Genomic DNA, 23,545 nt, shown 5'->3' on the forward strand with positions numbered 1-23,545 from the left:
TGTTCGGCCCGCGGCCGGACCGGCAGGGACCGGGAGACCTGTCCGGGGGCAGCGCTTCTGCCTCAACGGGCGGTCCGCGAGGGCCGCCCGGACATCACCGGGGACTGCCCGGGCGCTGCCCGTTCGTCCCTGGACGCGCCGCCGGACGGGCGGTGTGCTGAAGCGTCGGACGACGGGCGCCGACGAGGAGGCAGCTGTGCAGACTTCCAGGCCGCGCACCGATCGGGCCGGGGAGCCCCGGCCGGCCCGCGACCGGTCCGGGCCCCGGCAGGAGAGCCCGGGGACCGGCGCCGCCGTCCCGCCCCCGCTCACGGCCGACGTGCTGCGGGCGGCCCAGGGCAGCGCGGGCAACGCCGCGGTGAGCGGCATGATCGCCCGCCGGGCGAGCGCCGCGCCGGCCCCGGCGCAGCAGGACACCGGGGTGCGGGAGGTGCTGGGTTCGGCGGGCCGGCCGCTGGCCGGTCCGGTGCGCTCGGAGATGGAGTCCCGCTTCGGCACGGACTTCTCCGGCGTGCGGCTGCACACCGGGGCCGCGGCGGCCCGCTCGGCCCGGGCCATCGGGGCGCGCGCGTACACCTCGGGCAGCCATGTCGTCCTCGGCGAGGGCGGCCGGGACAAGCACACCCTGGCCCATGAGCTGACCCATGTCGTCCAGCAGCGCCAGGGCCCGGTGTCCGGCACCGACCGGGGGACGGGCTGCGGATCAGCGACCCCGGCGACCGCTTCGAGCGGGAGGCGGAGAGCAACGCCCGGCGGGTGCTCTCCGGGCCGGTGCCGGTGGCCCGCGCCGTCGAGGATCACGGCTCCGGGCACCACGCGGGCGACGGGCACGACCACGGCCGTCCCGGGCACGGCACGGCGCAGCGCGCGGCCGATCCGGACTCCGTGCAGCGTCTGGTCGGCTTCGAGGTGGAGCTGAGCGTGCCGAGCTTCGCCCGGCACGATCCGACGAATCTGAACACCGTCGGCGGCCGGTCGGCCGGAACGGACATCGGCGGGTTCTTCCACGGCGGCTTCACCTACGGGACCACGGTGATGAGCGAGCAGAACCTGACGATCCTCACCGACCACAACTCGGTCGGGCGCAAGGCCCGGGCGCTGTACGCGCTGCTCTGCGGGCTGCCCGGCGACGGCGGGCGGCCGGTGGCGACCGGACAGCCCGACGCGTCGATGAGCAACCTGGAGTACGTCACGGCGCCGTTCGACGAGATGGCGGGGGGCTCCGACGTCGCGATCCGGCAGGTCGCCGACCGGATCGACGCGCATGTGAACGCGATCTTCCAGCAGGTGCCGGACCGCAACCTCTTCCCGGTGCCGGGCTCGCCCACCGCCTGGACCGGTACCCCGCTGGACGCCCTGAAGCAGTGGCTGGGCCCTGAGCTGTTCGAAACGCCCGAGGTCAGGCAGGCGGTCGCGGACTTCCAGGCCGAGGTCAAGGCCGAGATGTACATCCAGGCCACCCTCGGCGTCCTGCCGTCCGGACTGCCGTCGCTCTACGAATACCAGGCCCAGGTCAGCCACGATTCGCGTCGGACCGCCGGCAAGGAGCACATCGCCGACGGCTGGCGCGACGCCGCCGCCGCGGTCAGAAACGCGGTGCCGCGCCTGCGTTCCGAGGTCGTGCCGCGCCTGATCCCCGGACTGAACGTCGGCGACCAGGAGGCCCTGACCGGCACCCTGGCCCTCGGCCTGTCGTACGCGATCGGCTCGGCCATGGTCGAGGCGGGTGTGCGCGGGCCCACGGCCTCCACGAAGAACGCCGTGCCGTTCCTGCTGAAGCTGGCCAGCCTGGGCCGCATCCGTCCGGCAGCGACCACGGACACGCTGCGCGAGAAGGTGGTCGGACAGGACGTCGTCCAGGAGCTCGCGTCCTGGCTGCACGGCCAGATCCCGGAGACCGGTGTCGCGCACTGGCAGGCGTTGCTGGCGCGGTACCCGGCCAACCGGCCGAACCCGGCCGAACCGGCGTACGGCCACGGTGCCACCGGGGTCGTGAACACCGCGCAGATGCTGGACAGCCTCCTCCACGGCAGGGAGGACTTCCCGGTGATCGCGCCGGGCAAGGCCCTGCCGGAGGCCGACGCGCCCAACGCCGCGATCGTGCCGCACATCGGCGGCCAGAAGGGCGCCCCGGTCGAGATGCGCTGGCTGACCACGCGCGCCACCCAGCCCGGTCAGCTGGCGCGCATGTTCCAGGAGATCACCGACGAGGCGCGCAAGGCCAACCTGATGTCGGTCCCGCCGGAGGCCCGCGCGGCGATCATGGCGGCGGCGAACGACCCCACGGCGGCGCCCGCCGCGGGCGGCCAGGGCGTGCACCAGGCCGAGATGATGGAGATGTGACGCGCCGAGGGGGCCCGGTCCGCGGACCGGGCCCCCTCGCGTCGGATACCTCCCTCAGGTCGGATCGCTCCCTCAGGCTCCCAAGGCCTCCGCCAGGTACGGTCCGAACTCGCCCTCCAGGACGAGCCGTCCGAGCTTGCGGTACTCCTGGGCCACCGCGGTGACCACCTGTCCCATGGTGAGCGGCCCCTCGGACTCGGCGGCGAGGTAGGCCGCGGTGACCGCGCAGGCGCGGATCGAGCCGCCGGCCAGTTCGAAGCGGTCCGCGCAGAAGGCGAGGTCCAGGTCCTCGCTCCGGGGCAGCCGGGTGCCCAGGCACCGCTCCCACAGCGCCAGGCGGTGCTCCGCGTCCGGCACCGGGAAGTCCGCCACGACGTCGAGGCGCCGGGTGAACGCCTCGTCGAGGTTGGCCCGCAGGTTGGTGGTCAGCACCGCGATCCCGTCGAAGGACTCCATGCGCTGGAGCAGGTACGCCGACTCGATGTTGGCGTGCCGGTCGTGCGCGTCCTTGACCTCGGAGCGCTTGCCGAAGATGGCGTCGGCCTCGTCGAAGAGCAGGACGGCGTTGACCGCCGAGGCGCCGGTGAAGATCCGCTCCAGGTTCTTCTCGGTCTCCCCGATGTACTTGTCGACGACCGTGGACAGGTCCACCACGTAGAGGTCCATGCCGAGGTCGGCGGCGACGACCTCGGCGGACATGGTCTTGCCGGTGCCGGACCCGCCGGCGAACAGGGCGACGACCCCGCGCCCCCGGCCGCCGCCGGGCCGCATCCCCCACTGCCCGAGCACCTGCTCGCGGTGGCGGGCGCGCAGCGCGAGTTCCCGCAGCCGGCGGTGGGTGGTCGGCGGCAGCACCAGGTCGTCCCAGCCGACGGCCGGCTCCACCCGGCGGGCGAGCCGGTCGAGTCCCGCGCCGTTCTGGGCCCGCACGGCGGTCCGCAGGTCGTCGGGGCCCACCGGGCGGCCGTCCAGGGTGGCGGTCCGCACGGCCGCGTCGGCGGCCCGGCGCAGTTGCCCGGAGTCCAGGCGGTGCGCGGCGACGGCACGGGCGAGCGCCCCGACGTCGCCGGGCGCCGCGCCCCCGTCGCCGGCGGCCCGGTCGAGGGCGTGGCGCCAGCGGGCGGCCAGCCGTTCCGGGGAGGGCGGCCCGATGTCCAGGACGACCGGAGTGTCGGCCGACCAGGCGGGGTCCCAGCCGATCGTGCCGTGGGTGAGGAGCGGGAGGCCGCGCAGCGCGGCGCACAGCGACGCGAGGACCCGCTCCCGTTCGGCGGGTTCGCCGGGCAGCGCGGTCAGCGGTCCGAGGACGACGCCGGAGCCGGTCAGCCGGGCCTCGCGGGCGAGCACCCGGGCGAGCGCGGGCACGTCGGCGGGGCGCCGGGCGAGCGCCGTCGCGTCCAGGACGAGCGTGCCGAGCCCGGCCTCGGCGAGCGCGGCGGCGGCCAGTCCCTCGGCGTCGCCGCCCCGGCCGCGCAGATGGACGAGTCCGACGCCGGTGGTGGCGGCGGAGGCGGCGCGGCGGACCTCCGGCGCCTCGGCGGTCGGATCGGCGCGGACCTCGTCGAGCACCCGGGTGAGGCGGGGGTCGGGCCGGCCGTCGCCGAGGAGGTGGGCGGTGACCCGGTCGGGCACGGCCAGGACGCGGGACAGCGGCGGCCGTTCCGGTTCGGTGACCTCCAGGAGGCCGTGGTCGATCAGCGGCGCGCCGGGGGCGAGCCGGAACCGGGCGGGCGAGGCGCCGCCGAGTCCGCACAGCTCCAGGGCGAGACCGACGGTGGGCCGACGGCGCGTCAGGTCGTCGTTGAGATAGCCGTAGAGCCGCTCGAACCGGGCGTCGAGGTCCGGGGCGGTGGCGACGAGGAGCAGGTCCAGGTCGAGCGGGGTCAGGCCGAAGCGCTCCGCGAGGACGTCGAGGAGGGACCCGGCGGGCGGCCGCCAGGGCTCCGCGCTCGGCAGGCCGAGGCCGCCCGGCTCGTCCAGGATCCGCGCGGCGGCGTCCGGGGCGAGGTACTGGCCCCGGTAGGGGTCGTCGGGGTCGGGGTCGACGGCGCGGCGGGCGGCCACGGCCTCCCGTACGCGCGTCTCGACGGCGGCGAGCCGGGTCCACAGGGCGTCCGGGGGGCCGGGCCGCTCCGTGCCGGGCCCCCCGACGGTCAGGGGTTCGACGGTGTACGTCACGGCTGCCGGTCCCCCCTGCGTCGCCGCCGGGCCGGGGCGGGCGGGCGGGCGCGGGGGCCGGTGAAGCCGTCGCGGCCGGGGTCGGTGGCCTCGGTGTAGCGCAGCCTGCGGCCCTGGTCCCCCTCCTCGGCGGCGCCGTCGCGGGCGGCGGCCGAGCGGACGACGAGTCCTTCGGTGACGGGGGGTGCGGCGGCCTTGGCCACCCCGGCGAGCGGGGCCCACACCCGTAGCCCGAGGGACGCCTTCATCTCCCCGCCGAGCGCCGACCACACGTCGGCCGCGGCCGGCGCGTCCATGACCGGTCCGGCGGCCTCCAGGGCGACGGTCAGGCCGAGTTCGGCGAGCGAGCCGGTGAGCAGCGGCGCGGGGAGCGCGTCCTGTGCGACAAGGGTGGCGAGCACCTGGGACAGCAGCCGGTGCTCGTCCTGCGGGCGGTTGGCCCACGCGGTCACCAGGTAGGTGAGCTGGAACCAGCGCGGCGGTGAGCGGCGCGCCACGAGGTGGCCGTCCTCGTCGTACACCTCGCCCGTCCCGGAGCCGCGCCGCAGGGCGTCCTCGCGGATGTCGTACAGGAACACGCAGACGGTGGGGGCGCTGCGGCGCGCCGACCAGTCGCGGGTGGGGGCGTCGAAGGTGACGTCGATGCCCGAGGCCTCCAGGCCGCTGCCGTTGAGCAGCCGCCTGAGGCCCTCGTCGACCTCGTGGATCACCGGCGGGTCACCCCGTCCGGCGGCTGGATGGTGCCGCTGACGACCAGGAAGTCGGTCTTCACCGGGGAGAATCCGGGGCCCGAGGCCGTGATGACGCGCGGCCCGGTCTGGTCCTTGGCGAGGATGAGCAGCTGTCCGATGAACGTGCCGTCGGCCTTCGGGAAGGTCGGCGAGGCGGCGGCGGTGATGCCCGGGTTCCAGCGGAAGCTGACCGGGACGCCGGGCGGGAAGTCCACGCCGCGCACGGAGGTGACGAATCCGGGCTTGCCGATCGCGGGCACGGCGACGATGCGCGGCTGGAGGACGCGCAGCCGCTTCCGGGCGGTGTTGTCGCTCCGGTCGGCGTCCGTGCCGGTGGTGGTGAGGACGGCGGTGACGCGGCCGGTCATCGCCTTCTTCGGGCTGAGGACGACCCGCAGGACGGCGGTCGTGCCCGGGGTGAGGTCGGGCAGCGCGCACGCGCCGTTCGGGTCGCAGCCCGGCGGGAGTCCGCCGTGGGGCACCCCTGAGGGCAGTCCGATCCTGAGCCGGAGTCCGGTGGCCAGCGCGTTGCGGCCGTTGCGGACGCTGTACGTGACGACGACGCGTCCGCCGACGTAGCCCGGTTCGGGCTGGACGGTGATCCGCACCCCGGGTCCGGCCTTCGGCGCGGGGGGCTGCGGGGGCACGGTCGGAGTCGGGGTGGGCGTCGGGGTCCGGGTCGGGGTCGGCGTGGGGGTCGGCGTCGGGGTGGGCGTGGGGGTCGGGGTGGGTGTGGGGGTCGGCGTCGGGGGTGCCTCGCGTACGGGGATCACGCTCCGGCCCTCGTTGTCGCCGGGCTGCGGGTCGAGGACCGCGCCGGTGACCGACCAGTCGACGGGCGCGTCGCCGGCGGTGACGCCGGTGAGCGTGACGTCCACGGGGACCTGGGCGCCGGGCTCGACGACGCCCAGGTCGCACTGGAGGGAGGCGGCGTCGCAGGTGCCGCCGGGCCACTCGATCCCGGTGACCCGCACCCCGGCCGGCGGGACGACGGTGAGCCGGGTCCCGGGAGAGGCGGCGGGGCCGTGGTTGATCACCTGGACGGTGACCGTGCCGGATCCGCCGACGGTGACGTCCGGCGTCGTGCCGGGTGCCTCCACGGCGAGGTCCACGGACTGCTGGACGGTGGGTTCCTTCTGGCGTCCGGCGAGTTCGGCGGTGAGCGGGGTGACGTCGCCGGAGCCGACGTCCAGGACGTTCAGCTTCTCCGGGCTGTTGACCGCGGCCGTGGCCCGCGAGCTGAAGACCAGGCTCTTGCCGTCGGCGGTCCAGGCGGCGTCGCGCGGCTGGTGCGGTCCGCTGAGCGTGGTGTCCGGCAGTTCCCGGTCGCAGGCGCCGTCCTGGCCGCGGGCGGCGGTGGGCAGCAGGACCTGGCAGGAGTCGCCGGACAGGGTGGTCAGGAGGAGGCCGTTGCGCTCGTCGATCCGCCCGCCGCCGTTCTTGCGGTTGAAGGCGAGGGAGCGTCCGTCGGGCGAGAAGGCGGGGCTGTCGTCGATGACGTCGCAGTCGCGCGGGCAGTGCGTCGCGCTCAGGTCGCGCTGCTGGGTCGGGTCGGCCACGGACGCGGTCCACACGTGCTTGTTGCCGCCGCCCCCGTCGATCTGCGCGACGCGGGTGAAGGCCAGGGTGGTGCCGTCGGAGGACCAGGTCGGCTGGGCGTCCCGGCCGCGGAGCTCACCGGCCGGCGGCACGATCTCGCCGGTGATCCGGCCGGTGGCGACCTCGGCGAGGAGGATGCGGCTCTCTCCGGCGGCCTCGCCGACCCCGCCGGGCGAGGTGCGGGTGAAGGCCAGGCGCGTGCCGTCCGGGGAGAACGTCGGGTCGGTGTCCCAGTCCCGCGCGCCCCGCCCGTCGAGGGGCATCGGCGCCTCGTTCGTGCCGTCGGCGTCGGCCGTCCAGATCCGCTCGATCCTGGCCTCGTCGGGGCCCTCGAAGCGGGTGAGGACGATGCGGCGCCCGTCGGGGGTGTAGTTCTGCCGCTCGGTCCACGGGTCGAACGGCGCCGCGGGCTGGAAGAGCGGGTCCTTGGCGGGGTCGGTGTTGGTGTCGGCCTGGGGGTCCTCGCGCAGGATCTTCCGCTCCAGGTCGCGCGGGTCGGAGCCGTCCGCGCGGATGTCCTGGAGGGTCGCCGTGTGCGCGGTCGCCGCCGAGCTGCGCTCCACGACCGGGTGGCCGCCCTGGGCGGGGCCGATCCAGGTGGGCGACAGGACGTCGCGGTCCTCGTCGAGCAACAGGGCGGGTTCCTGGCCGGAGTGCACGAGGGACCGGAAGACGTGGTCGTAGGGGGTCCTGCACGTGCAGGTGGTCTCGGGGCTGAGGAAGACGATGGTGTCCCCGTCGGGCAGCCAGGCCGCCCCGTGGCCCTGCCAGTTCGCGTACGCGCCGGTGAACAGCGTCTCGTCGGTGGTGCCGTCGGTGATCCGCAGCCGCTGCCTGGTCCGCCCGTCCTCGGTCGTGGTCGACGTGTACGCGATCCACGCGCGGTTCACGTCGTCGTCGACGGGGTTCCAGGCGGGCTCGGAGGCGGTGCCGCGGGCCGGGTCGGTGAGGCGGGTGGGGAGGCCGCCCGCGAGGTCGCGGACGTAGATCTGCCGCCCGGCCAGGGGGTCGGCGTCGCTGGAGTACGCGATCCGGGCGCCGTCGGGAGAGACCGCCGGGTCCTCCTCGCTGGCGGGCGTGTCCGTCAGCCGGGTCAGACCGGTGCCGTCGGTGCGTACCAGCCACAGGTCGCGCTGGGAGCCGGCGGCCGGGTCGGCGGCGTCGAAGAGCACCGACCGCCCGTCCGGGGTGAGCCGGGGATGGGCCGCGTCCAGGCCGCTGGTGAGCCGCAGGACCCCGCCGTCGGCGCGCCGCAGATAGATCTGCGGGTGCTTCTCGTCCCGGCGGCTCGCGAAGACGAGCTGGTCACCGAGGGCGGACGGGTCGGTGTCGTAGTGGGTCGGTCCCGTACCGAACAGCGGGGTGCTGGAGGTGGTGGAGGCCGGCTCGCCGAGGCTGCGGTGGCCGGTGCCCGCGTAGGCGATGCGGGTGGGCTCCGCGGCGTCCGCCGCGGCCGCCACGGTCCGGGTGTCGTCCGGCCCGGCCAGGCCCGTCGCGCCCAGCAGGGGGACGAGCAGCAGGAGCGCCGAGGCGGGTCTCCCCCGGCGGTGCCGTCCACCGGGGCCAGCGGTCTTCATCACGGTGCCCTTCTCCGTCCGGTGCGGCACCGGGAGGTGCCCCCCGTCATCGTGCGCCGGCGGCGCGCGCGGCGGGAGGGCCCGGGGGCCGCAGCCGGGGGAAGGGCGGGATGCACTTTGGGGCAGCGCCGCCTTCCCCCGGGCCGTCGCGCCGGCCGTCGGGCCGGCTCTTTCGGATCTTGCCGGTCGAGCCCGCGTCGTCCGGTGCCGTGCGTCGCAAGGCGGAGAGGTACCCGCGTACTGGACGTACCCGGGTGCCTCGACGACGCGGCGAGGTGCGGTGCCGGGCGACGCGGGTCAGGCAGGATCCGGAAGAGACGGCCCGGGCCGGGCGCCGGACGGGGCGGTCATATCAGGCCGTTGCGGAGCGCGTAGCCCACGGCGTGGGCGCGGTTGCGCAGTTGGAGTCGGGTGGTGATCTCGTGCAGGACGTTCTTCACGGTCCGCTCGGAGTACGAGGTCTTGCGGGCGATCGCCGCGGTGTCCAGGCCCTCCGAGACCAGGCGCAGCATCTCCGCCTCCCGGCTGGTGAGGGTCGAGAGGGGCAGGGCGCCGGGGTCGAGGGCCGCGCGGCGCATGCTGCCGACGTGTCCCAGTAATTCGCCGAGCAGGTCGCCCGGGAGTACGCCCTCGCCGTTGGCCACCGCCAGGACCAGTTGGACGAGCTGGTCCTGGTCGGCCTCGGAGCGGCGCAGCACCGCCGACACGCCGCACTCGACGACGCGCTGGAGGGCGCCGACGCCGAGGGTGCCGATCACGAGTCCCGCGCGGGTGGCGCCGTTGCGGCGTAGCCGGGTCAGCAGGGCGGTCACGTCGTCGTCGAGGGCGTCGACGACGACCAGGGAGACCTGGGCGTTCTCCACGTCCGCGCCGTCGACGAGTTCGGTCTCGGGGCGCTGGCGCAGCTGCTGGACGACACCGACCCGCAGCACGGGGTCGGCGGCGTAGACCGCCACGGTGACGCGGGGCGGGCGGCCGAAGCCGGAGGCGTGGGGGTCCGGGTGACCCCGGGCGGCGTCATCTGCCGTACTGCCGGTCGCGACCGGCCTCTTCTCCTCGGTGCGGAGCATCGGATACCTGTTTTCCTCAGTCGGTGGGGGGAAGGCGGACACGACACGAGCCGACCATGGGACGGCCGTGTGCCGAAGACGGCTCTCCAGACTAGAAATCCATTGTTACCGGAGAGTTGACTTGTGCTTGCCGGGCAGCCGCGCTGCCCGGACATTGCCCTCGCGTGCCTCGTACGGATCTGTCAGGTCTCCTACGGTGGGGCGGGTGACGCCTTCCGCAGCCTCCTCCGGTCCCGGTGCGCCCGGCCTCGACATCCCGGCCGTGTCCGTGACGCCGGGTGACATCGCCACCACCACCCTGACCGTCCGCAACGACAGTGACATCGTCGAGGCGTACGACCTGAAGGTCGTCGGTGACGGTGCCGAATGGACCACCGTGGAGCCCGAGCGGCTCTCCCTCTATCCCGGCACGTCCGAGACGGTGACGCTCCGTCTGGCCCCGCCGCGCTCGCCCGAGATACGCGCCGGCGAGCTGCCCCTCGGCGTACGGATCCTCCCGACCGAGCAGCCCGAGTCCGTCAAGGTCCTCGAGACCGTGGTACGCGTCGGCGCGTTCCACGAGCTGCGGACCGAGCTGTCGCCGCGCCGCCGCCGCGGCTGGCTCCGGGGCCGCTATCTGCTGGCCGTCCGCAACCAGGGCAACACCCCGGTACGGGTGGGCTTCACCCCCGGACAGGCGGGCGAGGAGCTCCGGTTCGCCTTCACGCCGGCGGAACCGGCCCTGGAGCCGGGCGAGTCGAAGGAGCTCCGGCTTCGGGTCCGCACCGCGGGCCCGGTGTGGTTCGGCGACCCCGTGGTCTGGCCGTTCACCGTGGACTCCCGCGAGACCGGCGAGCCGGCGCGGACCGAGGACCTTGCGGAGGAGCCCCACGCGGGGCCGACGCTGGACGCGGAGTTCGTCCAGATACCGATCTTCCCCAAGTGGCTGCTCCTGCTGCTCGCGGCGCTGATCGCGCTGCTGATCGCCTGGTTCACGCTGGTCCGGCCGGCGGTGCGCAGCGCCGCCGAGGAGGCGGCCACCCAGGCGGTGCAGCCCCGCCCGATCCCCTCGGAGAGCGGCTCGGACGGATCGTCCCCCGGCCCGGGCCGGCCGTCCGGCGGCAGCAGCCAGAAGCCGGGAACGGGCGGTGGACCGGGCGGCGGGGGCGACGGTTCGACCGGCACGGACGACGGCACCGCGACCGGCGGGGGCCGGCAGAGCTCGGCCACCATCGACCTGAAGTCGGGCGCCGGACAGTCCAAGACCGGGACGTACACGGTCCCCGAGAAGACCGTGTTCGGGATCACGGACATCGTTGTCGCGAACTTCCAGGGCGACGAGGGGGTGATGACGATCACCTTCGGCGACCGTAAGATCACGACGATCGCGCTGGAGACGTTCCGCAACCAGGACTATCACTGGGTGACTCCCATCAGGATCGGCGCGAAGGACACCGTGACCATCGACGTGACCTGCACGAAGCCCGGTACGCCCGCGACGGGACAGCAGGCGCGGGAGTGCCACGAGGTCGTCAACGTGAGCGGTGCGCTCAAGAGCACCGAGTGATTCCGACGTTACCCGTCCAGGGCATTATCGATCGGCTTCGATCGCAGCTGTAAAGTCCGGCATGTCTTTCGGCCTGAAATCGCCAGCCCAGGACTAGAAACGCGCATCGGCCCCCACGAACCCTGATGTTCGTGGGGGCCGACGCCTGTCCGGCCGCCGCTCCCGGGCGCACCGGGTCCCGGACCCCACCGCGTCCGGCCACCGGGCCCTACGGGGACACTGGGACTCCACGAACCCGAGGACGAGGTGTACGCACGCATGACGACCGGCACGGATGGCACGACCTGGTTCCGCAGGCACTCGACGACGCCCGCGCCCCGGCGCCGGCTGGTGGTCCTGCCGCACGCGGGCGGCAGCGCGAGCTTCTTCCACGCCTGGGGCAGCGCCTTCGACGGCGCCACGGAGGTCCTGGTGGCGCAGTACCCCGGACGGCAGGAGCGGTTCAACGAGCCGTGCGTCGAGCGGATGGACGTGCTCGCCGACCGGGTCACGGCGGCGCTGCTGCCGTTCGCGGACGTACCCCTGACGCTCTTCGGCCACAGCATGGGGGCGTCCCTGGCGTACGAGGTGACGCTGCGCCTGGAGGAGCGGCACCGCGTCACGCCCGCCGCCCTCCACGTCTCCAGCCGCAAGGCCCCGCACCGGGTGACCCCGCGCGACCTGCACCGGAGGGGGGACGACGAGCTGGTCGCCGAACTGCGCAAGCTCGGCGGAACCGACACGGCGCTGCTGGACGACCCGGACATCCGCCAGCTCGTGCTGCCCCCGGTCCGGGCGGACTTCACCATCGTGGGCACGTACGGCCCCCGGCCCGCCACCCCGGTCGGCTGCCCGGTCCACACCTGGATCGGCGACACGGACCCGAACGTCGCGGTACGGGACATGGACGCCTGGGCGGACGTCGCCCCCCACGGCTTCCGGTCCCGGGTCATGCCGGGCGGCCACTTCTACCTGGTCCAGCAACACGAGACGCTGACGCGCGAGCTGGCGGGGCACCTGACCGGAACTACGTGACCTGGCGCGCGGTGTCCAGCAGGAGGCGGGCCGTGGCGTCCGGGGCCTCCAGCATCATGTCGTGGCCGGTGGCGAGCGTCCGCACCGCGCATCCCTGGGCGAGCGCCGTCGCGGCGGAGAGGTCCAGACTCGGCAACGAAGGGCTGGTGTGCCGTACGTAGAACCTCGGAAGGGCGGCGAGAGGCGCGGGGTCGAACCGCACGGGGTCGGTCTGGCAGCGGAACGGGAAGGCCGTGAGCCGGGGGCCCGCCCAGGCGCGGAGTTCTTCGTCGTGAACGCCCCACTGCGACAGGAAGGCGGGATCGGCCGGCAGGTACCAGCCGTCGCCGGCCTCGGTCACCCGCTCGCGGTAGCGGCGGGCGACCTCGGGGGGTTCCACGTCCAGGAGGCACTGCCCCGGACCCACCACGAACCCGCCGAGCCACACCACGCTGCTCAGACGCCCTCGCGCACGCTCCGCGACCGGACCCGCCAGGATCCCGGAGTAGCTGTGCAGGACCAGGTGGACGTCCTGGAGGTCCTCGTACCAGAGCAGATCCGCCAGGTCGTCCACATGGGTGGACACCCCGACCGACGGCGACAGTTGACTGCTGCGCTCCCCCTGCCCGGTGAGACTCGGGGTGAAGACCCGGTGCCCACGCGCCGTCAGGACGTCGCGCACCTTCCGCCAGCACCATCCGCCGTGCATGGCTCCATGGACCAGAAGGAAGGTGGCCATACACGCACCTCGCGACAGAGGGCTCATGAGGAGACCGGCTCTGCGCGGCGGGCTCCCGAGCGATTTCTGCCAGTATGCGTCGCCGAGGGCGCTCACCCGGGGTACGCCACGGCTCACCGTCGATACGGCCCCGGCGTCCGGCGTGGGTCACCCGGCCCGGGGCAGGTGTGCGGAGAAGGGTCGGATGGAAACTCGCAGGCTGGGCAGCCGCTGAGCATGGCTGTTCTTCGAAAGCTCGCCCGTCCCCTGCTCGCTGCCCCTCTCGTCGTCGGCGGACTGCACACCGCGCGCCGTCCGGAGGCCGCCGCGCGACTCGCCCAACCCGTCGTCCACGCCCTCGGGAAACGGATCCCGGCGCTCGCGGCGGACCCGGTGACGCTGATCCGGGCCGGCGGCGCCGTTCAAGCCGGTGCGGCCTTGCTGCTCGCGGCGGGCCGGGCCCCGCGGCTCGCGGCGGCCACGCTCGCCGCGACGCTCGTCCCGGTCTCCCTCTCCGAGCACGCCTTCTGGACCGTGGAGGATCCCGAAGAGCGGGCGCGCCGGCGTGCCCTCTTCCTGGCGGACCTCTCGGCCCTGGGCGGCCTGCTCATCGCCGCCGCCGATACGCACGGCAAGCCCTCGCTCGCCTACCGTTCCCGTCACGCCCTCGATCACCGGCATCCGGTCGACGCCGTCCGCCGCCCGGTCGAGGCCGCGGGCCGCAAGGCGGGGGCGGCGCTGCGCCCGCTCGGCGTATCCCGCTGAGGACCGACGCATCCGCACCACGAGGCGCCCCGTGCGAGCCGTCCGCCCGGGGCGCCCCCTTGCGGTCGACTCCCGAGAGGGTGAAGGTCGCGCTCGTGGTCAGGAGCGTGCGACGGTCGGCCACCGCCGGCTTCGCGTGGGTCTCGGCCGCCCTCTCGGCTCTGCGGCCTGGAGGCCGGTGCCAACGGCGGATCCCGGTCACACCCACCCTTCGCTTCGCGAAATCCTCTTCCCGGCACCCCGCCGCCCCGCCTTGCCGCCCACGCCCCCGGCGGGCCCCCGGAGTGGGGTGCGCCGGCCGCATCACGCACAGAGCCACGGCCGACTCGTTCCTCCGCCCCCATCCGGAAGGGATCACAGTTGGTGGCGTACTCCCGCCTCCTGCTGCGCGGCGGTGAACTGCTCCCGCAGGTCTCCTTCGATGGACCTGCGGGCGGCGCCGCGCCGGAAGAGCGGCAGGACGGTGCGTTGTTCTCCGTCCTCCACGAGCAGGGCGAGCCCGCCGTAGAGGGCGAATGTTCCGATGCCCAGGCCGGCCCATCCGGCGGCCGACTGCCAGACCTCGCCCGCACCCGCCTCGTACAGACCCGTCAGGCAGAACCGTACGGCGGTGAGGGTGAGCAGTACGGCGAACAGGGGCTTGGACTTGACGGCGGCCCCGGCAAGAGCGAGGACGAAGGGCACGAGCGCCAGGAGGAAGACCGCCTGGGCAGCGACCGGCTGCCCGGGCGGGGAATCGAGGGACGTCACGCTGGTGCCGGCCCAGGAGGCGCCGAGGAGCAGCAGAGCGGTGCCCGCCCCGGCGTCGCGGGCGAGGAAGGCGAAGATCCCGGCGATGAACTGAAGCGGCACGACGAAGATCAGTATCAGGAGCAGCAGCACCTCGCTCTGCGCCAGGGGGACCCAGCCGAGCTGGAGCGTGGACAGCACCGCACTGCCCATCCCCAGGGCGAAGAAGCCCAGAGGAAGAGGACTGGCGACGGGGCGCAGAACGATTCGGGTGACCGCGTCGGCTGCCGGCGGATCGGGGGGACTGGAAGTACGGGAAGCATCGGGCACAACCGAAGCGTACGGCTCTGCGGCGGTTGCGCTCCCGGTCTCGCGCCTGGGGGCAGACAGGATACGGACGAACGGCCGGGCAGGCTGCGCTCGGAGACGAGGGCCTGCGGGCGCGAACGATCACCGTTACCTCACCAGGCACGTCCGGAGTGCTGCCCAGGGGGGATCCGGTCCCCTTCATGCTCGGGGAGGAGAAGGCCGGGACACGGCGAACGGCTCCACCCCGGGAAGAGGGAGGAGCCGTTTCGTCTGGGGTGGGGGGGGAGCCGTCAGGCGTGTCGTCGGTTGCCGGTGACGACGCGGTAGATCGCAAGGAGGATGACGGAGCCGACGATGGCCGCGATCCAGGTGGAGACGTCGAAGAAGCCGTCGATGGAGTTGACGCCGAAGATGACCTTGCCGAGGAAGCCGCCCAGCAGGCCGCCGGCGATGCCGATCAGGATCGTGATGATGACACCACCGGGGTCCTTGCCCGGCATGATGGCCTTGGCGATGAAACCGGCGATGAGGCCGATCAGAATCCACGCGATGATGCCCATGAACGTCTCCTAGCTGCTGGTATAAAGTCCGCGTCAACACGCCGTATACGCACTCGGGTCGCCTTCAAACCTTTCTGCCGTTCGTGATCGGACCGCACGCGTACACCGGGGCAGAGGCGCCGACCGCGCCGGGACTCCTGCGACGCCCCGATCACGTGGGCAGTCAGCAGGACCTCGGTCTCGAGCCGGTGAGGATTCCCGCCCCGCGCGACTGGACGGACCGGGGCGGCGGGCACGGCGAGTGCCCTCTTCCTGGGCCAAGCACAGGTGCCGCCGGCTGCGTCAGAGGAGCCGCTGGAGGGGGCGGGCAGTTGTGCCGGCGGTGATGCGGGCCCGGCCAGGCACCTCGAGGCGCAGGAAGCGGCACGGCGCCACGCCATCCGACTGACGGATTACGTGAGCGCCACACGCGCCAGGGTCAGGGCCATGCCCCCAGGCCGGGAACGAAGCCAAAGCGTGGCTCGACTGGGCAGCAGCCCGTGTGGAGCGCCTCGACACGCTGAACACATGCCCCGGCTGCCCGACATCCCCGAACCACGAGCCGAGGATCTCAGGCCCTTTCTCGGGCACTGGAGCCATATGCCCCCCTGACACAACACGCAGCGGACACCCCAACTGGCATCACGGAACGTCACTACCGAGAAGAGGATGGGGCAGTGGCAGCCAACAGCTCGGCAGCCAGCACCCCAGCCACCTCAAGGTGCCTACGGTCACTCAGCTGAAGGCTCCACTCGGCGGTCACCCCTCACCCATGACGACCCGTCAAAAGCCGGACCGGCCGCACGTCAAACGTGCGTCACGCGCGTTGAGGCAGGACCGACTGGCGCCAGCAGCGGGACAGGACGTTCACCTGCGCCACCGTAAGGATTCGCTGACCGCTCCCGGTCTGCGGCGGCACGCCCGGAGCGCGTTTCCCGTCGCGCACCGGGCCTGCACCGTTGCCGTGAAGGCAAGGTCAGATCGACCTGCACGAGGTCAGGCCTGCCCCCACGGCGTGGGATCCGGGCGGCGCTGCCACCACCATCCGACGGAGGTCTGTTCGGTCGCCCCGGTCAGCTCCCTGCGCAGGCTTCCCGACGGGTCTTCAGCTGTTGCCACAGCAAACCGGCTGTCCAGTTCCTCCAGAGCTTCGTCGAGCAGCTCGGTGACCTCACGAGGCAGCCGGGCACCGATGCCGGCGAGCTCGTCGCGGGCTTCCAACCGTTCTCGATAGAGGTCGGCCGGATACCACCCCGATGGTGCCCACCCGGATTCCAGCTGCCGGATGACTCGCTCCCATACGATCAGGTTGTCCTTGGCGGACCAGACGGGACTGCCCGTGTCGTCGTCCCAGGCAAGCCGCGCCAGGCCCGAGGCTGCTTCCCGCACCTGTTCCACCGATGCCGCAAAGGCCTCGGCCACAGGAGTGTCCGGCTTTTGTTCCCGCACGATCTCGGCGAACCTCGTCACGATCGCCCGGGGCAGCTGCGGCACCGGCGCCTCGACGGCGGTGACCTCGTAGAGAGGAGGCTCGTCGTCGGAGAGTTCGAGCCGGGCACGCGTGAGAAGGCCGTCCGGCGTCACTGCCCCATAGGCACTCGGGATTGCTTCGGCTGCGGGGTACAGGACGGTCGTCGTGGCCGCCTTCGCAAACGCCGCGGCGAGCTCGGACTCGAGCGGCTGATCAGCCGCTTCGCCCTGGACGTAGATGTTCAGCGACCACGCGATGTCACCGTGGACCGCGCGGTGTTCGCACGAGACGGGCGCATCCCAGTTCCGGAGGTCGGGGTCGCCGTCGGGATCGGCCACGTCCACATCACCGACCGCGATACCCAGGCTTCCGGCAAGTGCGACGCCCATGCTCTCGGGGCTGACGGCGCCGACGGTAAGGAGGTTGTATGTCACGGATACGTCCCGTCGTAGATGGCCCCGGCGAGTCCGCCGCACTCCTGGGGAAGCTGAAACGCCCGCCAGGGTGCGTCGGTAAGGCTCCAAAGGATCCGGCGTCCCGTGCCACGTCCAGATTGATGGCACCGCTCTGCCTGCCGACCCGCCAAGCCCTCCCTGGGCCGGATCGCGTTCAATCGATCGTGCCTTCCAACAGCTCCAATGCCTCCTCCCACCGGAAGGGGTCCGCTCCCCCGCCGGCCTTCGGCCGGTGCGGCTGGTACGACCCGACCAGCACACCCATCTCCCGCAGCTGGTCCAGGCTCCTGTTGTACGCCGGGTGCGTGGCCATAGCTGCGTTCACGTACGGCAGGACGACCGTCGGGATGCCCATCCCGTACGCCTCGCACAGGATGCCCAGCGCCAGGGTGTCGGCAGTGCCGGCGGCCCACTTGTTGATCGTGTTGAACGTGGCGGGCGCGACGGCGATGGCGTCGGCGGGCGGGAGGGGGCGCGGGTCGCCGGGGCTGCGCCAGGCCGAGCGGATCGGGTAGCCGGTCTGGGCCTCGATCGCCTCGGTGTCGAGGAAGCCGAGACCCTGGGGTGTGGCTACGACACCGACGCCCCAGCCCTGCTCCTGCGCGGCGGTGATCAGCCGGTGTGCCTCGCCCGCGATGCCGGCGGCGCAGACGACGACGTACAGGAACGGCTTCTCCGACCGATCGTTCATGGCTTTGCCCCCTCGTCGACGCGCTCCCCTGCGGTCACACGATCCAGACCCTAGCCGTCGGCATCCGCGGACGGGACAGGGCCGGAGAAGCCACCTACCACCTGCACGACGGGCACGGCGTCTGAGTACAAGCGTCCGCCAGACCAGGGGTGTCCGGTGCCGCCTGGTGATCCTTGTGCACCCCCATGCCCAGCTCACGTATCGTCGCCGAGGTGACTAACGCGCATGCGGCGAGAAGGCACCGCATACCCTCCGATGATCTTGCGGAGCTGATCAAGGAGTTCGGCCTCGGGGACGTCGTCGACAAGCATCATCTGGCTGAGGGAACCTCCCCCGGGCCGAAAGCGAGCTGACACGTCCTGGACTGGGACCGGCTGGGCATCCGCCCGTACGCCGAGGAGGTCGTCCGTACGGCGCAGGTGCAGTTCGGGGTGGAGGGCGTCTTCGACCTGAAGCGAGTGGCGGCCTTCGTGAGCGGCTACCGGTCAGTGGTCCCGTTGGAGCCGGACGCCCTTCTCGACGCCGCACGCCGTCTGTGGTGGAAGCGGATGACCGACTTCTGGCAGCTCGAGTTCCACTACGACCGGGGTGACCACTCCTGCGACGACCTGTTCATCGCCGACGAGGCTCTCCTCCACTGGTGGACGGAGCGACTCGACGAGGTGGAGCGGGCGTTCGGCGGCGCTCTCTAGATCTCCAGTTGCCGGAGCTCTGTGAGGCACATCCCGCACACCCGCAAAACCCCAGGTCAGGCGTCAGGCGTCCTTCTTCACCGGCTCCAGGATCGCCACGCACTCCACATGATGCGTCATCGGGAAAAGGTCGAACGCCCTCAGCGTGCGCACCTTGTAGCCGCGCTCCGCGAAGTACGCCAGGTCTCGGGCCAGGGCTGCCGGGTCGCAGGCCACGTAGGCGATGCGGCGGGCGCCCAGGCCCGCCAGGTGGTGGACCGTCTGCTTGCCCGCGCCGGCGCGGGGCGGGTCCAGGACGATGAGGTCGACCTCGGTGATCCCGGTGCGCGGGAGGACCGCCTCCACCTTGCCCTGCTCGATGCGGACGCGCGGGAAGCCGGCCAGGTTGTGGCGGGCGTCCTCCACCGCGCGCTTGCCCGACTCGATGCCGAGGACCGCGCCCTGGTCGCCGACCCGGTCGGCGAGGGCTCCCGCGAAGAGGCCGACGCCGCAGTAGAGGTCCAGGGCCGTCTCGCCCTTGCGCGGGGTGAGGCCCTGCATGACCGCCAGCATCAGGGTCTGCGCGGCCTTCGGGTGGACCTGCCAGAAGCCGCCGCTGCCGACGCGGTAGGTGCGCTCGTCGGCCCGCTCGCGGACGAAGGCGCGGCCGTGGACGCGGTGGACGCCGCCGTCCTTCTCCTCGACGCGCATGACCGAGACGGGCTTGTCCAGCTCGACCAGGGGCAGCCGGGCGCCCGGGCGGGGGGTGAGGATGACCTGGCGGTCGTGCGAGCCCGAGGCGGCGATGGCCTCGACGGCGGCCATGCCCTCCCAGTCGCGCTTCTCGATGCCCAGCTCCGAGACGCCCTCCGCCGCGATCATGCAGTGGTCGACGACCTCGACCTCGTGGGAGCGGTGCTTGCGCAGGCCCGCGTGGCCCTCGGCGTCGACGGCGTACTGGACGCGGGTGCGCCACTTCGGGACCTCGCCCGCGGGCAGCTTGTCGCCCTCGGCGGGCATGACGGTGCCGTCCCAGCCGGCCTCCTCCGGGGTGAGCCCGGCCAGCCGCTGGAGCTGTTCGGCGAGGACCTCGCCCTTCAGTCGGCGCTGGGCGCCCGGCTTGGCGTGCTGCCAGTCGCAGCCGCCGCACCGGCCGGGGCCGGCGAAGGGGCAGGGGGCCTCGACGCGGTCCTTGGACGGGTCGAGGATCGTGACCGCGTCCGCGCGCAGGAAGCGGGAGGTCTCCTCGCCCTCGGTGACGCGGGCGACGACCCGCTCGCCGGGCAGCGCGTGCCGGACGAAGAGGACCCGGCCGGCGTCCGTACGGGCGATGCAGTGGCCGCCGTGGGCGACCGGGCCGACCTCGACCTCGTACTCCGCCCCGACCAGCGACGTAACAGGGGTGTTCTGCATGACCGGGGACTCCAGGAGGAAGAAGAAAGGTGGGCCGCCCGCGGACGTCGGTCCGTACGGCAGCCCACCAGTCTAGTTGTTGTTTCTCAGTTGTTCTTCGCGGTGGGTTCCTTCTGGCGCTTCTCCACCGGACCGCGGCGGACCGAGCCCGGCGCGTTCCACTCCTGGCGCTTCCTGGCCCGCTTCTTGGCGGCCTCGGAGGACTGGAGCTGGTACGGGACCGAGGTGACCATGACGCCGGGGGTGAAGAGGAGCCGGCCCTTGAGCCGCAGGGCGCTCTGGTTGTGCAGCAGGTGCTCGTACCAGTGGCCGACGACGTACTCCGGGATGTAGACGGAGACGGCGTCGCGCGGGCTCTCGCGGCGGAGGCTCTTCACATGCTCGATCACCGGCCGGGTGATCTCGCGGTAGGGCGAGTCGAGGATCTTGAGCGGTACGTTGATGCCGCGCCGCTCCCACTCCTCCTTGAGTGCCTTCGTCTCGACCGGGTCGACGTTGACGGTCAGCGCCTCCAGCTCGTTCGCGTGCATGAGTTTGGCGTACGCGAGGGCCCGGAGGGTGGGCTTGTGCAGCTTGGAGACGAGGACGATGGAGCGGACCCGGGAGGGGCGCACGTACTCGTCGGGGCGCTCCTCGGCGGCGGCGATCTCCGCGGCGACGGAGTCGTAGTGCCGGCGGATCGCGGTCATCGTGCCGTAGAAGATCACCATGCCGAGCAGCGCGACCCAGGCGCCGTGGGTGAACTTGGTGGCGAGGACGACGACCAGGACGAGGCCGGTGAAGAAGGCGCCGAAGGTGTTGATCGCGCGGGAGCGGATCATGTGGCGACGCTTGGCGGGGTCCCGCTCCGTCGTCAGGTGCCGGTTCCAGTGCCGGACCATGCCGATCTGGCTCAGGGTGAAGGAGACGAAGACGCCGACGATGTACAGCTGGATGAGCCGGGTGGAGTCGGCCCCGTAGATCACCACGAGGAGGGCCGCGGCGCCCGCGAGCAGCACGATGCCGTTGGAGAACGCGAGGCGGTCGCCGCGGGTGTGCAGCTGGCGCGGCAGGTAACGGTCCTGGGCGAGGATCGAGCCGAGGAGCGGGAAGCCGTTGTACGCGGTGTTCGCGGCCAGGAAGAGGACGAGCGCGGTGGCGGCGGCGAGGACGATGAAGAAGAACGTTCCGTCGCCGAAGACGGCGGCCGCGACCTGCGAGATGACCGGGTCCTGGACGTAGCCCTCGCCGACCGGGACGCCGTTGTGCAGCAGGTCCGTGGCGGGCTTCTCGGCCATCCGCACGTCGGTGGACATGGCCAGGAAGATGATGCCGCAGAACATGGTGACGGCCAGGCCGCCCATGAGGGCCAGCGTGGTGGCGGCGTTCTTCGACTTCGGCTTGCGGAAGGCGGGGACACCGTTGGAGATGGCCTCGACGCCGGTGAGGGCGGCACAGCCGGAGGAGAAGGCGCGCAGCAGCAGGAAGACCAGCGCGAAGCCGGCCAGGCCCTGGTGCTCGGCCTTGATCTCGAAGTCGGCGGTGGGTGCCCGCATGGTCTCGTCCAGGACGATCCCGCGGTAGGCGCCCCAGAGGATCATGAGGAAGACGCCCGCGACGAAGACGTACGTCGGGATCGCGAAGAGCGTGCCCGACTCCTTGACCCCGCGCAGGTTCATCACCGTGAGCAGCACGATGACGGCGACGGCCGAGGCCACCTTGTGCTCGACGACGAAGGGGACGGCGGAACCGAGGTTCTCGATGCCCGAGGAGATCGACACGGCGACGGTCAGGACGTAGTCGACGAGCAGGGCGCTCGCGACGGTCAGTCCGGCCTTCGGCCCGAGGTTGGTGGTGGCGACCTCGTAGTCACCGCCGCCGCTCGGGTACGCGTGCACGTTCTGCCGGTACGAGGCGACCACCGTGAACATCAGGACGACGACCGCGAGCGCGATCCACGGGCTGAAGTGGTAGGCCGACAGGCCGGCGACGGAGAGAACGAGCAGCACCTCGCCAGGGGCGTACGCCACCGAGGACAGCGGGTCGGAGGCGAAGACGGGGAGGGCGATCCGCTTCGAGAGAAGGGTCTCTCCCAGCTTGTCGCTGCGCAGGGCCCGCCCGATCAGGATCCGTTTGGGCACGTCGGTCAGTTTGGACACGGAGAGGATCGTAAGCGTTCGAAAAGAGCCACGCGCACCGGCACCCCCGATCCGCACCGAATCTCCCTCAGTACCACCTCGGATGCGGTCCCCGCCAGCGTTGCCGCTTAAGCTCGGACCGGGCGACCCGTCGGGGCGTCGTCCGCCACGGCCCGGGCCGATCGGGCGAGGAAAGTTGTGAGCAGGGTGTTTTCGCAGGTCAGCAGGGCGATCAGGAGTGCGGGGTAAGGGGACGTGCACATCGTCATCATGGGCTGCGGGCGAGTGGGAGCCGCTCTCGCGCAGACCCTCGAACAGCAGGGGCACACCGTCGCGGTCGTGGACCAGGACCCGACGGCTTTCCGCCGCCTGGGATCGGGCTTCGGCGGGCGCCGGGTCACGGGCGTGGGCTTCGACCAGGACACGCTGCGCGAGGCCGGGATCGAGGAGGCCGGTGCCTTCGCCGCGGTGAGCAGCGGCGACAACTCCAACATCATCGCGGCGCGGGTCGCGCGCGAGATGTTCGGCATCGAGAACGTGGCGGCGCGGATCTACGACCCGCGGCGCGCCGAGGTCTACCAGCGCCTCGGGATCCCCACGGTCGCGACGGTCCGCTGGACCGCCGACCAGATGCTCCGCCGGCTGCTCCCCTCGGGCGCCGAGCCGCTGTGGCGTGACCCGAGCGGCGGTGTGCAGCTCGCCGAGGTGCACACCTCTCCCGCGTGGATCGGCCACAAGGTGAGCCTGCTCCAGGAGGAGACCGGCGTCCGCGTCGCCTTCCTCACCCGACTGGGCGAAGCGATTCTGCCGACCTCGCAGACGGTGCTCCAGGAAGGCGACCTGGTGCACGTGATGATGCGTACGGACGAGATCGCGAAGGTCGAGGCGGCCTTCGCCGAGGGTCCCGAGGAGGGCGGTCACTGATGCGTGTCGCTATTGCGGGCGCGGGTGCGGTGGGCCGGTCCATCGCGGGCGAGCTCCTGGAGAACGGGCACGAGGTCCTGCTGGTCGACAAGGCGCCGACCGCGATCTCGGTGGAGCGGGTGCCGCAGGCGGAGTGGCTGCTCGCCGACGCCTGCGAGATCACCTCGCTGGACGAGGCGGCGTTGCAGCGCTGCAACGTGGTGATCGCGGCGACCGGTGACGACAAGGTCAACCTGGTCGTCTCGCTGCTCGCGAAGACCGAGTACGGCGTGCCGCGCGTGGTCGCCCGGGTGAACAACCCGAAGAACGAGTGGCTGTTCAACGAGGCCTGGGGCGTGGACGTGGCCGTCTCGACGCCGCGTCTGATGTCGGCCCTGGTCGAGGAGGCGGTGAGCGTCGGCGACCTGGTCCGGCTGCTGCGCTTCAGCCACGGCGACGCGAACCTGGTGGAGCTGACGCTTCCGCCGGAGTCGGCGGTGGCCGGTACGCAGGTGGGCGAGGTCGCCTGGCCGCAGGACACCTCGCTGGTGACGATCATCCGCGGTTCGCGGGTGCTGACGCCGAGCCCCGAGGAGACCCTGGAGGCCGGCGACGAGCTGCTGTTCGTGGCCGCGCAGGCCCGCGAGGAGCAGCTGGAGGACCTTCTGCAGGTCCGCCGGGAGCCCACCGAGTAGTCCTGGGCTCCGAGGTGCGTACGGGGAAGGGC

Annotated in this window: 18 protein-coding genes and 1 pseudogene; 8 read left to right on the plus strand and 11 right to left on the minus strand. The window is 72.7% G+C overall.

Going from position 1 to position 23,545, the window contains the following annotated elements:
- The first annotated feature begins 196 nt into the window (after positions 1-196).
- Both ACFYXU_RS27360 and ACFYXU_RS27365 read left to right on the plus strand, forming a co-directional pair.
- Positions 197-919, plus strand: coding sequence for a DUF4157 domain-containing protein (locus tag ACFYXU_RS27360; RefSeq protein WP_389460407.1), 723 nt, complete (start codon positions 197-199; stop codon positions 917-919).
- On the plus strand, positions 886-2,343 hold the full coding sequence (locus ACFYXU_RS27365) for a hypothetical protein (RefSeq protein ID WP_389460409.1): 1,458 nt from the start codon (positions 886-888) through the stop codon (positions 2,341-2,343). The genes ACFYXU_RS27360 and ACFYXU_RS27365 overlap by 34 nt, the downstream gene beginning before the upstream one ends.
- Before the next feature lie 72 nt (positions 2,344-2,415).
- On the opposite strand, the gene ACFYXU_RS27370 is transcribed toward ACFYXU_RS27365, so the two are convergent.
- From ACFYXU_RS27370 to ACFYXU_RS27385, 4 genes are all read right to left on the minus strand, one after another.
- Positions 2,416-4,521, minus strand: coding sequence for an AAA family ATPase (locus ACFYXU_RS27370; RefSeq protein ID WP_389460411.1), 2,106 nt, complete (start codon positions 4,519-4,521; stop codon positions 2,416-2,418).
- The gene (locus ACFYXU_RS27375) at positions 4,518-5,231 is read right to left on the minus strand and encodes a DUF4255 domain-containing protein (RefSeq protein ID WP_361404239.1); all 714 of its coding nucleotides are present in this window, start codon (positions 5,229-5,231) and stop codon (positions 4,518-4,520) included. The genes ACFYXU_RS27370 and ACFYXU_RS27375 overlap by 4 nt, the downstream gene beginning before the upstream one ends.
- Positions 5,228-8,428: a hypothetical protein gene (locus ACFYXU_RS27380; protein ID WP_389460563.1), complete on the minus strand. Its 3,201-nt coding sequence runs from the start codon at positions 8,426-8,428 to the stop codon at positions 5,228-5,230. Before ACFYXU_RS27380 ends, ACFYXU_RS27375 begins: the two co-directional genes overlap by 4 nt.
- A gap of 347 nt (positions 8,429-8,775) precedes the next feature.
- Positions 8,776-9,498: a response regulator transcription factor gene (locus tag ACFYXU_RS27385; RefSeq protein WP_389460413.1), complete on the minus strand. Its 723-nt coding sequence runs from the start codon at positions 9,496-9,498 to the stop codon at positions 8,776-8,778.
- Positions 9,499-9,703: 205 nt separating this feature from the next.
- On the opposite strand from ACFYXU_RS27385, the gene ACFYXU_RS27390 reads away from it, so the two are divergent.
- Both ACFYXU_RS27390 and ACFYXU_RS27395 read left to right on the plus strand, forming a co-directional pair.
- The gene (locus ACFYXU_RS27390; RefSeq protein ID WP_389408475.1) at positions 9,704-11,044 is read left to right on the plus strand and encodes a hydrolytic protein; all 1,341 of its coding nucleotides are present in this window, start codon (positions 9,704-9,706) and stop codon (positions 11,042-11,044) included.
- 258 nt (positions 11,045-11,302) lie between these two features.
- Positions 11,303-12,058, plus strand: a complete 756-nt coding sequence (locus tag ACFYXU_RS27395) for a thioesterase II family protein (protein WP_389460416.1) — start codon at positions 11,303-11,305, stop codon at positions 12,056-12,058.
- On the opposite strand, the gene ACFYXU_RS27400 is transcribed toward ACFYXU_RS27395, so the two are convergent.
- The gene (locus ACFYXU_RS27400; RefSeq protein ID WP_389460418.1) at positions 12,051-12,776 is read right to left on the minus strand and encodes an alpha/beta fold hydrolase; all 726 of its coding nucleotides are present in this window, start codon (positions 12,774-12,776) and stop codon (positions 12,051-12,053) included. The genes ACFYXU_RS27395 and ACFYXU_RS27400 overlap by 8 nt on opposite strands.
- A 216-nt stretch (positions 12,777-12,992) precedes the next feature.
- Between ACFYXU_RS27400 and ACFYXU_RS27405 the strand changes: the two genes are divergently transcribed.
- Entirely contained in the window at positions 12,993-13,520 is a 528-nt protein-coding gene (locus ACFYXU_RS27405) for a DoxX family protein (RefSeq protein ID WP_389460420.1), read from the plus strand.
- Between the two features lie 354 nt (positions 13,521-13,874).
- On the opposite strand, the gene ACFYXU_RS27410 is transcribed toward ACFYXU_RS27405, so the two are convergent.
- The 4 genes from ACFYXU_RS27410 to ACFYXU_RS27425 form a co-directional block, all read right to left on the minus strand.
- A complete protein-coding gene (locus ACFYXU_RS27410) occupies positions 13,875-14,516 on the minus strand; it encodes a GPR1/FUN34/YaaH family transporter (protein WP_329857373.1) in 642 nt (213 codons plus the stop codon).
- Between the two features lie 332 nt (positions 14,517-14,848).
- Entirely contained in the window at positions 14,849-15,118 is a 270-nt protein-coding gene (locus ACFYXU_RS27415) for a GlsB/YeaQ/YmgE family stress response membrane protein (RefSeq protein WP_376511101.1), read from the minus strand.
- A 975-nt stretch (positions 15,119-16,093) separates the two neighbouring features.
- A complete protein-coding gene (locus tag ACFYXU_RS27420) occupies positions 16,094-17,002 on the minus strand; it encodes a hypothetical protein (protein WP_389460422.1) in 909 nt (302 codons plus the stop codon).
- 175 nt (positions 17,003-17,177) lie between these two features.
- Positions 17,178-17,714 carry a flavoprotein gene (locus tag ACFYXU_RS27425; RefSeq protein WP_389460424.1) on the minus strand — a complete coding sequence of 179 codons (537 nt, stop codon included), beginning with the start codon at positions 17,712-17,714 and terminating at the stop codon, positions 17,178-17,180.
- Positions 17,715-18,070: 356 nt separating this feature from the next.
- On the opposite strand from ACFYXU_RS27425, the pseudogene ACFYXU_RS27430 reads away from it, so the two are divergent.
- A pseudogene (locus ACFYXU_RS27430) lies at positions 18,071-18,406 on the plus strand (hypothetical protein); the annotation flags it as partial.
- A gap of 63 nt (positions 18,407-18,469) precedes the next feature.
- Here the strand turns inward: ACFYXU_RS27430 and ACFYXU_RS27435 are convergent.
- The gene (locus tag ACFYXU_RS27435) at positions 18,470-19,798 is read right to left on the minus strand and encodes a class I SAM-dependent RNA methyltransferase (protein WP_376511091.1); all 1,329 of its coding nucleotides are present in this window, start codon (positions 19,796-19,798) and stop codon (positions 18,470-18,472) included.
- An 86-nt stretch (positions 19,799-19,884) separates the two neighbouring features.
- A complete protein-coding gene (locus tag ACFYXU_RS27440) occupies positions 19,885-21,936 on the minus strand; it encodes an APC family permease (protein ID WP_361404204.1) in 2,052 nt (683 codons plus the stop codon).
- 234 nt (positions 21,937-22,170) lie between these two features.
- On the opposite strand from ACFYXU_RS27440, the gene ACFYXU_RS27445 reads away from it, so the two are divergent.
- On the plus strand, positions 22,171-22,839 hold the full coding sequence (locus ACFYXU_RS27445; RefSeq protein ID WP_030687099.1) for a TrkA family potassium uptake protein: 669 nt from the start codon (positions 22,171-22,173) through the stop codon (positions 22,837-22,839).
- Positions 22,839-23,513, plus strand: a complete 675-nt coding sequence (locus ACFYXU_RS27450; RefSeq protein ID WP_376511089.1) for a potassium channel family protein — start codon at positions 22,839-22,841, stop codon at positions 23,511-23,513. The genes ACFYXU_RS27445 and ACFYXU_RS27450 overlap by 1 nt, the downstream gene beginning before the upstream one ends.
- The last annotated feature ends 32 nt before the right edge of the window (positions 23,514-23,545 follow it).

Origin of the sequence: Streptomyces sp. NPDC002232 (assembly GCF_042890295.1) — a bacterium.
Classification (GTDB): Bacteria; Actinomycetota; Actinomycetes; order Streptomycetales; family Streptomycetaceae; genus Streptomyces.

What these genes read in the sequence shown, in the direction of transcription:
- ACFYXU_RS27385 (WP_389460413.1), bottom strand. Translation starts at nt 9,498, where the DNA reads ATGCTCCGCACCGAGGAGAAGAGGCCGGTCGCGACCGGCAGTACGGCA.
- ACFYXU_RS27415 (WP_376511101.1), bottom strand. Translation starts at nt 15,118, where the DNA reads ATGGGCATCATCGCGTGGATTCTGATCGGCCTCATCGCCGGTTTCATC.
- ACFYXU_RS27435 (WP_376511091.1), bottom strand. Translation starts at nt 19,798, where the DNA reads ATGCAGAACACCCCTGTTACGTCGCTGGTCGGGGCGGAGTACGAGGTC.
- ACFYXU_RS27400 (WP_389460418.1), bottom strand. Translation starts at nt 12,776, where the DNA reads ATGGCCACCTTCCTTCTGGTCCATGGAGCCATGCACGGCGGATGGTGC.
- ACFYXU_RS27405 (WP_389460420.1), top strand. Translation starts at nt 12,993, where the DNA reads ATGGCTGTTCTTCGAAAGCTCGCCCGTCCCCTGCTCGCTGCCCCTCTC.
- ACFYXU_RS27380 (WP_389460563.1), bottom strand. Translation starts at nt 8,428, where the DNA reads ATGAAGACCGCTGGCCCCGGTGGACGGCACCGCCGGGGGAGACCCGCC.
- ACFYXU_RS27450 (WP_376511089.1), top strand. Translation starts at nt 22,839, where the DNA reads ATGCGTGTCGCTATTGCGGGCGCGGGTGCGGTGGGCCGGTCCATCGCG.
- ACFYXU_RS27395 (WP_389460416.1), top strand. Translation starts at nt 11,303, where the DNA reads ATGACGACCGGCACGGATGGCACGACCTGGTTCCGCAGGCACTCGACG.
- ACFYXU_RS27425 (WP_389460424.1), bottom strand. Translation starts at nt 17,714, where the DNA reads ATGAACGATCGGTCGGAGAAGCCGTTCCTGTACGTCGTCGTCTGCGCC.